Origin of the sequence: Haloarcula sp. H-GB4, assembly GCF_030848575.1 — an archaeon.
Taxonomy (GTDB): domain Archaea; phylum Halobacteriota; class Halobacteria; order Halobacteriales; family Haloarculaceae; genus Haloarcula.
The window spans coordinates 103545-116174 of the sequence record NZ_JAVDDX010000001.1 but is presented as its reverse complement, the minus strand read 5'-3'; the positions used below and the strand labels follow the sequence as shown (position 1 = coordinate 116174).

Below are 12630 nucleotides of genomic sequence, written 5' to 3'. Positions count from 1 at the left end.
CCGCCGCACGCCCGACCCCGAGAGTCTTTGCACGCGCCCGTCGAGAGTGACACGTATGTATTCTCGAGACCACGCCATCGTCTCTGCAGCCGTCGGGGCCGCCGCCGTCGCCGTTCTGCCGGTCCCGCTCCCCTGGTGGGCCGCCGTCGGCTACGCGGTCGTCGTCGGTGTCGCCATCGATTTCGATCACTTTGCCGTGGCTCGACTGGAGACCGGCGACTGGGCCGCGCTCCGGCGCTGCCTCCGCAATCCGAAGATAGCGGTACTCGAACAGGACGAAATATTCGGCCCGCAGGACCTCTGGCCGCTCCAGCGCCTCCTCAGTCACCATCTCATCGGCGGTGTAGTCGTGTTCGGCCTCTGGCTCGTCTCCGAGCCGCTGGCACTGTTTACTGCCGTCGTGCTGTACGCCCACGTTCTCGGCGATCTCGTTTGGGACAACTACCTACTGGAGACCTATCGGGAGCAGCACGCGATAGCCGCCAAGTCCGTGTCCGAGTCCGATTCTGACTCCGGATAGAGCAAAGAAACGGCCGCTACCGGACGGGAAGAGTTCTAGGTGAACCGAAGGAATGTTGCCTGTTGAGCCCCTGAATAGTATCAATGGGACACGCTGAATCTGAACTACTGGACGTGGAGCGTATCCGCGAGGACTTCCCCATCCTCCAGCGCGAGTTCGGCGGCGAGCAAGTGGTGTATCTCGACAACGCGGCCACCACGCAGACGCCCGAGCCGGTCGTCGAGACCATCGCCGACTACTACCGGACGACCAACGCCAACGTCCACCGTGGCCTCCACCAGCTCAGTCAGGAGGCCAGCGTCGCCTACGAGGACGCCCACGACCGCGTCGCCGAGTTCATCGGTGCTTCCGGCGAGCGCGAGGAAATCGTCTTCACCAAGAACACCACCGAAAGCGAGAACCTCGTCGCCTACGCCTGGGGCCTGAACGAACTCGGGCCCGAGGACGAGGTCGTCCTCACGGAGATGGAACACCACGCCTCACTCGTGACGTGGCAGCAGATCGCCAAGAAGACCGGCGCGACCTGCCGCTATATCCGCGTCGACGAGGACGGCACACTCGACATGGACCACGCCCGCGAGATCATCACTGATCACACCGCGATGGTCAGTGTCGTCCACGTCTCGAACACGCTCGGCACAGTCAACCCCGTCTCGGAACTGGCAGATATCGCCCACGACCACGGTTCGTATATCTTCGTCGACGGCGCGCAGTCGGTCCCGAACCGCCCGGTCGACGTGGAAGCCATCGATGCCGACTTCCTGGCCTTCTCGGGCCACAAGATGGCCGGTCCGACCGGCATCGGCGTCCTCTACGGCAAGAAGCACATTCTCGAGGAGATGGAGCCGTACCTCTACGGCGGTGAGATGATCAAGAAAGTCACCTTCGAGGACGCCACCTGGAACGACCTTCCGTGGAAATTCGAGGCCGGCACCCCAGTCATCGCGCAAGGCATCGCGCTGGCCGAGGCCTGTGACTACCTCGACGACATCGGCATGGAACGGATCCAGCGCCACGAGGAACAGCTCGCCCAGTACGCGCTGGAACAGCTCCGTGAAGAGGGTGACGTAGAGACGTACGGTCCCTCTGCAGGAACGGAGCGCGGTGGCCTCGTCTCGTTCAACCTCGATTCGGTTCACGCCCACGACCTCTCGTCGATCCTCAATGACTCCGCCGTCGCCATCCGCGCCGGCGACCACTGCACCCAGCCCCTCCACGACAAGATTGGCGTCCCTGCCTCTGCGCGAGCCTCCTTCTACATCTATAACACACGCGAGGAAGTGGACAAGCTCGTGTCGGCTATCGACGACGCCCGGCAGTTGTTCGCGTAATCTGACGCTCAGTCTGTCGCTAGACTTCAAGACGTTTGCTTTCAGTTGTAATCTAGTACCGGTGTTTACAGCACCTATATGACATACCAACGATAATTTTTCACAGGACGATGACTGACACCGATGAGGCGGAACCATCGCTGACGCCAGCATCACTCGATCGTACGCACCTCCCCGAGCAGACGATGTACAAGGTGTCGCTCGACGACGCCAGCCACTTCGAACAGGGCGGGAACGACATCCGGACGTATCCAGTGTGTACCACGAATGAATTCAAGCTGCTGTACTTCGAGATGGACCCCGGCGCGGTCATCGACTGGCACACGCACGCGCCCAGTTTCGACGAGGTGTGTCTGTGTCTCGATGGCGCCGCTAGATACACGCTGAAACGTGAAGACGGAAGCGAGCAGGTGCTCCGGGCTGAACCACGCGAGTTCGTCTATCTACCCGGTGGGGCCCGACACAAGATCGAGGCAGTGGGTGAGACCGGTCACGAGGGACTGGTCACAATGCCGCCGGACTCTGTCGGACGCCTCGAATTGCTCGAAGGCACAGAACCGTACCAGACAGAAGACTGGCCAATTGCGCTGTGGGTCGACCGGATCCGTGATGAAGTCGTAAAGAAAGACGAGAACGCCGTCACAGAGTAGCTCTAGAAGGCGTGGATGTGTATCATCGGTTCGCAGCGAGATAGATGACAGCTAGCTTATACAGCGCCGGATTCGGGGTCGCAATCGGTCGGGCTGCCCGGACAGCTGCCAGTGCGTCGGAAAGCGGTCGGTTCTCTTCGGCAGCGAGCGCCGTCGCAATCAGCGTCGCGCTCCGTGAGACGCCGGCCTTGCAGTGAATCAACGCCGTGCCATCCGCACGGACGAAGCGCCGAGCAGTATCGACGGCCGCCTCGAACGCCGTCCATTCGTTGCCTGCACCGTCGATAAGCGGGTGGTGGGCGGTCGTGAGGGAGTAGGCCTCGCTCGTCGCCGAAAGCACGTGTTCGAAGGAGTGGTCGTGTGCCTCGGGCCGTGCTGCGTGTTTGTTGCCGAGATACAGCGCCCGGTTGCCGATCTGGCGAATCACCGGCTCGTCACTGACGAACCCCACGGGTCGAACGGCATGGTCAGTCGGAGATGGAGCGTTGTTCTCTCCCACGGGCTGACAGAACGGGCAGGGATAGTATAAATACTACCGACTGGCAGAAGGGAGTCTGTCGGTTCCCACAGGCCGTCAAAGCGGTTCCTATCACAGGACATCGTACATGCGAATCGATACCTCGGAACGTTTTTCCGACTGACAGCCATATCATAGTTCAATTATGGGTATCGGTGGCTCGGATATGTACCGGCAGCAGATCCTCGATCACTACAAGAACCCGCGGAATTACGGGGAGATTGAGGACCCGACGTTTACCCACATCGGCGAGAATCCGATGTGCGGCGATGAAATACGGATGGATGTCGTCCTCGACGAAGACGAGGAAACCATCGAGCAGGTCGCCTTCCAGGGCGACGGCTGTGCCATCTCACAGGCCTCTGCGTCGATGCTCTCACAGGAGCTAGCTGGGATGGCGGTCGAAGACCTGAAAGCGATGGACCGCGACGATATCACAGAGATGCTCGGCGTCGACATCTCGCCGATGCGCGTCAAGTGTGCCGTTCTTGCCGAGAAGGTGGCCCAAGACGGGGCAGACATTTTCTTCGGTGAGAAAGACATCGACCGAACGGTGACCGAAGACGACGACTAACGCGGGCGGAACCACCGTCGGTATTCTTTTGACTCTATCTCGGGATAGCACAGGCCATGCCAGGCAACGACTGGGACCCCGACGACTACGACGACCGCCACGGGTTCGTCCACGAGCACGGTCAGTCGGTCGTCGACCTGCTGGACCCCCACCCCGGCGAGCGGGTACTGGATGTCGGCTGTGGCACCGGCCACCTGACGGCGGAAATCGCAGACAGCGGTGCCGAGGTGGTCGGCATCGACGCGTCGGCGGAGATGGTCGCACAGGCCAGAGACGCTTATCCGACCCTCACGTTCGAGCAGGCGGACGTGCGGTCCTACACCGCCGACAGGCCATTCGACGCGGTATTTTCGAACGCAGCGCTACACTGGATTCCCGGTGAAGACCACGACGCGGTCCTGTCGACGGTTGCCGATACACTGACTGAGAACGGGCGGTTCGTCGCGGAGTTCGGCGGGCAGGGCAACGTGGCGGCGATAGCCGACGCACTCATCGCCGAACTGGATGTGCGGGGCTACGACGCCAGTCATCCGTGGTACTTCCCGAGTATCGGCGAGTACGCACCGCGAGTCGAAGCGCACGGGCTCGAACTGCAGTTCTCACGGCTATTCGACCGACCGACGCCGCTGGACGGCGGTGAAGACGGGCTCCAGAACTGGATTGAGATGTTCGGTGATGAGTTCTTCGCTGGTGTCGACGATAGCGAGCAAGCGGCAGTGCTGTCGGCTGTCGAGGACCGGCTCCGCCCGACGCTTTTCGACGGTGACACCTGGATCGCAGACTACCGACGGCTACGGCTCGTCGCCGGTCGATAGCGAATAGGTTGCCTGCGATTCAGGCCAGGAAAACGTGCCGCGGTCGGTCGGCCAGCACGTCCCGACCCCAGTCGACCGTCTCCGAGAAGTCGTCGGAGCGGAAGAAGGCCATCGCGTCCTCCTGTGAGTCCCACTGGCTCGCGATGAACATGTCGTTCTCGTCGTCGTGATTGAACAGCAGCGAGGTCTCGCGGTGGCCGTCCATCTCTTTGAGTAGACCACCGACAGTGTCGAACTTCTCGACGAAGTCCTCGTGGTATTCTGGCTTGACCGTGTAGAACATCCCCATCGTCCCGAACCCGTCGCCCTCGCCGTGGCGGCCGACGACGCCGGGGAGGTCAGTGAGGTAGTCGCTGGCAGTCTGGGCGGCGTCCTCGGTGTCCCACAGCGACGCGACGGCCGAGAGATCGCCGTCGGTATCGCCGTACACCGTCGTCTGGACGTGCGTGTCGTAGCGCTCGAACGCGCTCCGGAGGTCCGCGACTTCCGCGTCGAGTGTTTCGGCGTCAGCCTCGGAGTACACTACGAGGGCGTACACGTCCTCGCCGTGCGGTTGCCCGGCGTAGACGCCCGCCGATTCGAGCGTCTCGCGGATCGACTGGGACGATTCAGCGGTCTGGGCGTCGCTATTGTCCACGGTCTCGTCGCTCTCGGCATCCTCACCGAGGGAGCCGCCGAACTGTTCGTCGACACCATCGATATCCTTCAGGAAGCCGGCTGCCGTCTCAGCGGCGTCTTTCGCCGTCCAGATGCTGACGAGGTGCGTCTGACCGCTGTCGGCGCGCACGGCCGTCTGGACGTGGCGGTCGTAGTGGTCGAAGTTGCTTTCGAGGTCGGACACATCGTCGACGATGTCCTCCGCATCGGCCGAGGAGTGGAACACCAGCGCGTAGTCACCAGCGTCGTACGCGTCGCCTTCGTGCAGTCCAAGCCGACCGAGCCGCTGTGCGGCGTCGTCTATCTCCTCGAAGTCAGCTGAAACGTCCGGCCGGCCGCCTGAGCTACTCGACGACCCCGAGTCGTCCTCGTCGGACGACTCCTCGGAATGTGGATGGTCGCCCTCGCTGGCGCTCCCGGGGTGGGTACCGCCGTGGTTGTCGGTGTCTCCGCCGGCGTGTGCCCCCGTCTGTGCGCCGCCCGTCGTCGGCTCTCCGTCGTGGCTGTGACTCGTGCTGGCATCAGCCGGCGCGTGCTCGTGTTCCGCGACGTCCGCCGGCGTCTCCGGAACCGACTCGTCGTCGGTCGGGACTCGCTGGCCGGCCATCACAGCCGGTAATTCGGCGGGATCGAACTTCCGGCCGACGTAAAAGGGGCCAAACTCGGCGAACTGGGAGGTCGAGGGGTCAAAGCGCATCTCGGTCAGCAGCTCCTTGATGTGGCGCATATCGTCGCTCCAGAGTGTGATGCCCCACTCCCAGTCGTCGAAGCCGATAGAGCCGGCGATCATCTGGTTCACGTCGCCGCCGTAGGTACGGCCGATGTCGCCGTGCCGCTTGATGTGGGCTGCCCGTTCCTCGAAGGATGTGTCGTACCAGTTCTGGTCGGGCTGGCGGCGCTTGCTCATCGGGTAGAAGCAGACGAACTCCTCGTCCGGCACGTCGGGGTGGAGCCGGGCCTGAATGTACTGGGCCAGTCCGGAGTCGTCGTCTACTTCGCCCTCGAAGTACTCGCGGGACTTCTCGGTGTAGCCCGACGCCTCCGTCACGGAGACGTAGGAGAACTCCTGCTCGGTGAAGGCGGCGAACTCCGTCTGCTCGAAATGGCGCTCGGCCGCATCGAGGTCGCCCATCGTCGGCCGCAGATGGAGGATCATGATGTCGGCCTTGTGGCCCATGACGGTGTACACCGCCGTCTGCCCCTCCTCGGCGTCTTCGACGGCTTCGTACGCGTCGAGGAAGCCGATCCCCTCCGAGAGTGCACGATCGCGGACTCGCTGGGGGGCCTCGCGCCAGGCGTCCCAGTCGATACTCCGGCAATCGTGCAGCGCGTACCAGCCCTCTTCCGTGGCTGGCGGCTTGCGTTGGTCCATAGATCCCGATTGCAGGTCGACAGTAAGGAAACTTCTCATGTCGTCCCGGGACGGCGACTTCTGAGCCAGCAGTTCAGGCTATCCTTTTATTAGCCTAACGTGACAGCGAATCGATGTTGTCGCATGACTAACCCAATCGATAGACGGGTCGCAACTGCCCTCCAGTCGTACACGGTACTTGCGGTTATTGCCATTCTCATTGGTGCCGCCGTCGTGCCGTATGCGGCGTCGGTCGCCGAGGGTGACGAACAGTACGTCGCTGTAGTGAATGTCGACGAAACAATTTCCAGTTCTAGCGCACAGGACACGGTACAGGAGCTCCGTGAACTCCGCAGCAACGAGTCGGTGGAAGCGGTCGTTCTCCGGGTATCGAGTCCCGGCGGTAGTGCCGCCGCCAGTGAGTCGATGTATCTGGCCGTCAAGCGGCTCTCAGCGGAGAAACCGGTGTACACGAGCGTTGACCAGTACGCCGCCTCCGGCGCGTACTACACCGCGGTCCCGAGCGACCGCATCTACGTGACGCCGGCCAGCCTCGTTGGCCACGTCGGCGTCATCGGCACCGCGCCGAGCGACGGCCTGAGTGCATCTGCAACCACTGGGCCCGACAAGGCCCATCGAGGGATGACGCGTGACCAGTACTACGCGAGCCTCGAATCGATGAAGCGAGCATTCGTCGGTGCGGTCATGACTGAACGCGGTGACAGGCTCAACGTCTCCCGCGAGACTGTCGCTGAAGCGTCAGCCTATCAGGGCGGCCGCGCGGTCCAGACCGGCTATGCGGATGAAGTCGGTGGACTCGAAGCCGCGATAGCCGGCGCGGCCGAAGAGGCTGGTCTCTCAGAGTATCAGGTCGTATACCACAACCCCGCGGATCCACGAGGGCTGTTCCTCCTCACTGGCGGGAGTGGAGCCAGTGGGAACGCCACCATCGCCGCCGAAGGCGCCCCGTACACGTTCCAGGGCGTCGACACGGTCCACTTCCTCATGATATACGGCACGCCGGAGAATCAACAGGTCGTCTACAACAGCACCGCACAGGGAGGTGCCTGAAATGGCAGCCGATAGCTCACGTTCGAGTCCGGTCATCCGAGCAGGGTTTTTCATCGGGATACTCGTCCTCTCGGTGATTGTCGGCACCGTCGCGATTGGTGGCGGTGTGCAATCGGCCCCCGATGTAAGTCAGGTGAATGCCCCGTCGTTCAACAGCGGCGAGGGCGTCGCAACTCCGGCGGACGAGAGCGGTGACCTCTCGATGTCGGCCGACGCATCCGGGAAGGTTGTCGTTATCGACGTCGCTCACGCCGGCGATATCGACCGCGAAGCACTCACGCCGCTCGTCTCGACCCTGACCGAGAACGGAGCGACAGTGCGATACCACGTCGGTGAGCGACAGAGCGGGAGCGCGCTCAACGAGTCACTCCGTTCGGCTGACGCCCTCGTCGTTCTCGGCGCGGAACAGCGCTACACCGAGAGCGAACTGAACGGCCTCTCCGCGTTCAGTGACGCAGGCGGTCGCGTGCTCTTGCTGAACGAGCCGTCGCAGGCGAGCCCCGCAGGGCTGGGACTGTTCGGCCCGATTCGATCGGACAGCGTGACCATGCCGATGGCGCCGCTGGCAAGCCAGTACGGTCTCTCGTACGGGAACGGCTACCTGTACAATATGCACGAGTACGACACCAACTACCAGAACGTCTACGCCACGCCAACGGGAGATACGGAACTCACAGCGGGCGTCGACCGAACGGTCTTCTACGCCGCAATCCCCGTTCATGGCGGCAACACCGCGCTCACGACGACGGAACAGACAACGCTCTCGAAGACCCGGCGACAGGACACGTACGGCGTCGTTGCCCGCTCGGGGAATGTCGTCACCGTCGGTGACACGAACGTTTTCACGCAGGAGTTCCTCTACCGGGCCGACAACGAGCAACTGGTCGGGAACCTGCTTGATTTCCTCGTCACGGGCGAGAAATCACCCGCAGACGCGCCACAGACCGCAGAGTCTGGTGAGTCCGGACCTGGCGGATCGCTCCCCGGTACGGGAATCGGTGGCAGCACGTTGCCGTCCGAACCGGATTCAACCCCAGCCCCCGAGCCGAATGAGACCATGACGTCCGACGAATAGGGCGTCACCGGGCGTTTGCGTTGGTATACTAGCAGAACAGAACCGTAGCAATCGTTCGCGGCGAGTACAGTCAGTCGTCGAGATTGAACACGCGGCGCAGTTCGTGCTCGATTTCATCAATATATTCGGAAAGCACGGTGTCGAGTTTCTCGTCGTCGACGATGACCGCTGAAAGCCGTTCTGTCGGGTTCTCGGGTAATTCGACACTGAACTCGCCGTCCTCGTAGAACGGCTCTGACTCATTGAGGATCTGCTGGTCGATCGCGTGGACCAGTTCGGAGTCGTACGTGTCGTTCATCCGCTCGAAGGCGTTCTTGTAGGCCTTCTGCAGTTCCGGGAAGTAGTTCGCGTACTTGTCCTCAAACTTCTCGGGATCGAACTCTGTCATTGCCAGAACGGTATGGGGCTGGGGATAAAGATGGCCCGATGTTCAGCGTTGTATCGTGCGTGCGTCCTTCTGCGGGAGATACATCGTGAGGTACGCGACGAAACAGATGCCGAAGATGCCACCTAGGACGAGAAAGACGCGGATGTCCAGCCCGGCAATAGCTGCGATAATCTCCTGTAGCGTCGTCCGTGGGTTCGCGAAGCCGAACGTCTCAGTGTAGGCTAGCAGGCCGGCGACGACGACGAGTGCAATATCGAACAGGCCCCGAGAGTCCATCGTGGGGTGTTCGGAGAAGCGGACGTATAGCTTTTATTGCTGATACTGGCGGTGGAAGTCGTACGTTGCGCCGTCGCGCGTTCCGGGCTGTCGTCGCTACGACAGTTGGTCGCTGATAATTTCGTCAGCCGCTTGGATAAACGCCGACTCCTCTCCAGACGGGATAGTCGCACCCGCTGCGATATCGTGACCGCCACCGTCGCCGCCGACGGACTGGGCGGCGTCACGCATCACGACCGACAGGTCGACGCCCCGGCCGACCAGCGGGCCGGTCGCCCGTGAGGACACTTTGGTCTCGTCCTCGTCGGTGCTGGCGAAGGCGATGATAGGCTTGTCCGAATCAACACCATTGGTCCCCAGCGCCATCCCGGCAACGATGCCGACGATGGTCTCGCGGATGGCATCGCCTGCGTCGAACCACTGGACGGTCCCCGCCGGCGTGACGCCGCGCTCCTTGACGAGCGTGAGGCCCTCCGAGAGGTTCCGGCGGTGGTTCGACAGCAGCGTCCGCGCCCGCTCAAGCGGCGCGTCACGCTCGCCGAGACAGACGGCCAGTCCCACGTCCGCCCGCTCGTAGCGAGCGGTGGCGTTCAAAAGCGTCGAGAACTCGCTTGCGTCCCGGAGTTCCGTCCCGCGTGGTTCCGCGGTCAGCGTGTAGGTCGTGCCGATGAGCGTCTCTATCTTGTCCGCTGGGACGCCGCGCTCGACAGCTCGCTGGACCAGCCCACTGGCGACAGTCTGGCGCTCGTCATCGGAGAGGTCGGCCCACGTGCGCCAGTCATCATCGGATTTGAGATCCAGTCCGAGGCCTTCGAGGAACCGCGTCGCGCCGGCCTGATCGTTCGAGATGCCCGGTATCGGGACTTCCGTGGCGTACTCGAGCAGTTTCGGCAGCGGCCGGGTCTGTTTGCCATACAGCGAGAGATCGGTCCCTTCCTCAAGCACATCGGCGGCGATTCCATCCTCGACGAGCCCGGCGTTGGCCCCGACGAGTTCACCGCCGACGGCCTGCATGTCCCCGACCGCGCCGACGACCGCCAGCGCGGCGAGGTCTCGGTTGTCCGTCTCTCCGGTCGAGAGCGCACGGGCGAGGACGTATGCCGCGCCTGCACCCGAAAGCTCCGACGCGCCATTGATGCCTTCCAGCAGCGGATTGAGATGCGTCTCGAAGTCGGCGTAGCCGTCGGTGTCGACAACCGCGTCCGGGTGGCAGTCGCCCGGGTCCGACGGCTGGTGGTGGTCGGCGACGATTGCCTCAAAATCGCCTGCGGCGACATGCTCGGAGATCACGTCTAGCTGGCCCGAGCCGAAGTCGGTGAATAAGACGGTGTCGTACTCACGGGCCGCGATACTCTCAATTTCGGCGGCGTCGAGTTGCTTCTTGAAGACGGTCTCGACAGGGATCCCGGCCCGCGATAGCGCCGCGGTGGCGATGGCGGCGCTGGTCAGCCCGTCGGCGTCGATGTGGGAGGCCAGCAACACGCGGTCGGCCGCCCGGAGTCGGTCAGCGCAGGCGGCCGCGCGGTCGGCGAGCGCTGGAACAGGGCCGGTCGTAGTCATCGTACCGGGGATAGGTGCGCTCCGGCATAAAAACGTTCAGACGCACGGTTGTTCACGCCAGTGCGGCGTGCCCCATCAGATGACATCCCGCTGGTCGCTGATGGTGACGGTCTGGTCGGCTGTCTCGACGGTCGTTCGGATAGTTATCCAGCCATCCGCCTGTTCGATAGCGTAGGCGTCACTGAACGCCAGATCGACGCGCCGGGTCGTGGTGTAGGATCCGTCTGCTTCGAGTGTGCCAACGTCCTCGGAGCCCTGCCAGACTACGTCACCGTCGGTAGTGTTCCCGGCGTAAATCCGTGTGTAAACGGTGATATCATCCGCCGTGCTGTTCTGCTGGTTTGTCAGCGTGGAAGTCACATCACGACAGGTCCGGCCGCACTCCTCGATGGAGTCGACGGTGAACGCGAACGGCGGGGTGCTTGCTGCGCCGCCGTCAGAATCACCAGTATCGGTAATTGCGGTGTCGCTCTCAGTGGCTTCAGTTGTTTCCGTCGGGAACTCCGAGAGGTCCTCGCCGCTGCTTTCCGCCTGGAACGGGCCGAGATTGGTGACGAACGCCCCGCCAACACCCGCGAGCAGGAGTACGACGATGCCGATGACGGCGAGTAGCTTACCATCCATCTTAGCCACCGTTCTCGCCAGCCACGCCACTCACGGCCCCTTCAGGGCTGGCGCCGCTCTCATCGGTGAGGAACACCTGAATCGCTTCGATGATCGCCGTCACGAAGTCAGGGACCTGATCCGGGAAGCTGCCGGGCGGGCCGACGGCGTTCGTCGTATCGCCCCCACCAGCTGTGGGTACGGCCGCAGCCACGCCGATGAGGTGTGTCAGTGCGAGTGCCAGCGTCCCGGCCGTACGCAATAAGGATCGTGTCATCTTCACGTATTCGTTGCTCCCAGCACCCCTCAAGTAGCCAGACAGTAAGATCAGATAGTCACGGATCTCAGTTATGTTAGCGGATTAAACTCGGCTTAAACGGAGTGGTACCCTGTTATTATAATGCGTTCATTCATACTAGATAACATGAGTGCTGTCACGTCCGAGCCACAGTCGGAACCGAATCGAGTTATCTGTCTGCCGGAGCGGTCCCGATGAGCTTCCTCCAGCGGTTCGCGTTCGCTATCCGTGCCAAGCTCAACGCCCTCTTAAACCGAACCTCGGACCCAGCGGCGGAACTGGACTACTCATATGAACAGATGCGGGGCGAACTACAGGACGTGACGCGCGGTATCGCCGACGTGACGACCCAGAAGAAACGGCTGGAGATATACCGAACCCGGTTGCGGTCGAACGTCGAGAAACACGACACGCAGGCCCGGGCCGCCCTGCAGGAGGGCCGTGACGACCTCGCGCGCCGGGCGCTGGAAAAGAAGCAGGTGAACGTCAGCCAGATAACGGAGCTAACAGGGCAGATAGACGGCTTACAAGAGACACAGGACCGGCTGGTCGGCAAGCGGGCCGAACTCAGCAGCCAGATAGAACAGTTCCGGACGAAAAAAGAGACGATGAAAGCTCGCTATCAGGCCGCCGAAGCGTCGGCGCGGGTCTCGGAGGCGTTTACCGGCGCTGGCGATACGATGGCCGATGTACACCGCTCCATCGAACGCGCCACGGAGCGCACGGAACAGATGGAGGCACGTGCGGCCGCGCTGGAGGAACTCGAAGCGAGCGGCCAGCTCGAATCCGTACTCGACGAGGGCGATTCAATCGACCAGGAACTCGACCGCCTCTCCGGCGAACGGGCCGTCGAGAACGAACTGGCGGCGCTGCGGGCCGAGATGGACGAGCGCGAAGCCGTCGAAGAAGCCGCAGAATAGCTCGGGGGAAACGCCGAAACCGTA

The 12630-nt window shown here is 62.6% G+C and carries 15 protein-coding genes; 8 read left to right on the top strand and 7 right to left on the bottom strand.

Features of this window, described 5'->3' with window-relative positions:
• Positions 1–55 precede the first annotated feature (55 nt).
• From RBH20_RS00585 to RBH20_RS00575, 3 genes are all read left to right on the top strand, one after another.
• A complete protein-coding gene (locus RBH20_RS00585; protein WP_306704465.1) occupies positions 56–520 on the top strand; it encodes a hypothetical protein in 465 nt (154 codons plus the stop codon).
• Between the two features lie 83 nt (positions 521–603).
• Positions 604–1851 (top strand): aminotransferase class V-fold PLP-dependent enzyme, encoded by a 1248-nt coding sequence (locus RBH20_RS00580; protein WP_306704462.1) that lies wholly within the window; start codon positions 604–606, stop codon positions 1849–1851.
• A 110-nt stretch (positions 1852–1961) separates the two neighbouring features.
• Positions 1962–2501 (top strand): cupin domain-containing protein, encoded by a 540-nt coding sequence (locus RBH20_RS00575; RefSeq protein WP_306704460.1) that lies wholly within the window; start codon positions 1962–1964, stop codon positions 2499–2501.
• A gap of 22 nt (positions 2502–2523) precedes the next feature.
• Here the strand turns inward: RBH20_RS00575 and RBH20_RS00570 are convergent, their stop codons facing one another.
• Complete coding sequence (locus RBH20_RS00570) at positions 2524–3000, bottom strand: dual specificity protein phosphatase family protein (protein ID WP_306704458.1); 477 nt, start codon at positions 2998–3000, stop codon at positions 2524–2526.
• Between the two features lie 163 nt (positions 3001–3163).
• On the opposite strand from RBH20_RS00570, the gene sufU reads away from it, so the two are divergent.
• Together sufU and RBH20_RS00560 are read left to right on the top strand one after the other, a co-directional pair.
• Entirely contained in the window at positions 3164–3592 is a 429-nt protein-coding gene (gene sufU, locus RBH20_RS00565) for a Fe-S cluster assembly sulfur transfer protein SufU (RefSeq protein WP_004964685.1), read from the top strand.
• Between the two features lie 56 nt (positions 3593–3648).
• A complete protein-coding gene (locus RBH20_RS00560) occupies positions 3649–4407 on the top strand; it encodes a trans-aconitate 2-methyltransferase (RefSeq protein ID WP_306704450.1) in 759 nt (252 codons plus the stop codon).
• Between the two features lie 19 nt (positions 4408–4426).
• Here the strand turns inward: RBH20_RS00560 and RBH20_RS00555 are convergent, their stop codons facing one another.
• Positions 4427–6436, bottom strand: coding sequence for a heme-binding protein (locus RBH20_RS00555; protein WP_306704448.1), 2010 nt, complete (start codon positions 6434–6436; stop codon positions 4427–4429).
• A gap of 123 nt (positions 6437–6559) precedes the next feature.
• Here RBH20_RS00555 and RBH20_RS00550 point away from each other — a divergent pair, with 123 nt between their 5' ends.
• Together RBH20_RS00550 and RBH20_RS00545 are read left to right on the top strand one after the other, a co-directional pair.
• Positions 6560–7486: a S49 family peptidase gene (locus RBH20_RS00550; protein ID WP_306704446.1), complete on the top strand. Its 927-nt coding sequence runs from the start codon at positions 6560–6562 to the stop codon at positions 7484–7486.
• A 1-nt stretch (position 7487) separates the two neighbouring features.
• A complete protein-coding gene (locus tag RBH20_RS00545; protein ID WP_306704444.1) occupies positions 7488–8561 on the top strand; it encodes a DUF4350 domain-containing protein in 1074 nt (357 codons plus the stop codon).
• 70 nt (positions 8562–8631) lie between these two features.
• Here RBH20_RS00545 and RBH20_RS00540 read toward each other — a convergent pair whose 3' ends face one another.
• From RBH20_RS00540 to RBH20_RS00520, 5 genes are all read right to left on the bottom strand, one after another.
• Positions 8632–8949, bottom strand: a complete 318-nt coding sequence (locus RBH20_RS00540) for a DUF5783 family protein (RefSeq protein ID WP_306704442.1) — start codon at positions 8947–8949, stop codon at positions 8632–8634.
• Positions 8950–8991: 42 nt separating this feature from the next.
• The gene (locus tag RBH20_RS00535) at positions 8992–9225 is read right to left on the bottom strand and encodes a hypothetical protein (RefSeq protein ID WP_004594051.1); all 234 of its coding nucleotides are present in this window, start codon (positions 9223–9225) and stop codon (positions 8992–8994) included.
• A 96-nt stretch (positions 9226–9321) separates the two neighbouring features.
• Positions 9322–10785 carry a DHH family phosphoesterase gene (locus tag RBH20_RS00530; RefSeq protein WP_306704440.1) on the bottom strand — a complete coding sequence of 488 codons (1464 nt, stop codon included), beginning with the start codon at positions 10783–10785 and terminating at the stop codon, positions 9322–9324.
• A 75-nt stretch (positions 10786–10860) separates the two neighbouring features.
• Positions 10861–11409, bottom strand: a complete 549-nt coding sequence (locus RBH20_RS00525) for a hypothetical protein (RefSeq protein ID WP_306704438.1) — start codon at positions 11407–11409, stop codon at positions 10861–10863.
• A 1-nt stretch (position 11410) separates the two neighbouring features.
• Positions 11411–11665, bottom strand: coding sequence for a hypothetical protein (locus RBH20_RS00520; protein ID WP_306704436.1), 255 nt, complete (start codon positions 11663–11665; stop codon positions 11411–11413).
• Positions 11666–11880: 215 nt separating this feature from the next.
• On the opposite strand from RBH20_RS00520, the gene RBH20_RS00515 reads away from it, so the two are divergent.
• Positions 11881–12606, top strand: coding sequence for a PspA/IM30 family protein (locus tag RBH20_RS00515; protein WP_306704435.1), 726 nt, complete (start codon positions 11881–11883; stop codon positions 12604–12606).
• The last annotated feature ends 24 nt before the right edge of the window (positions 12607–12630 follow it).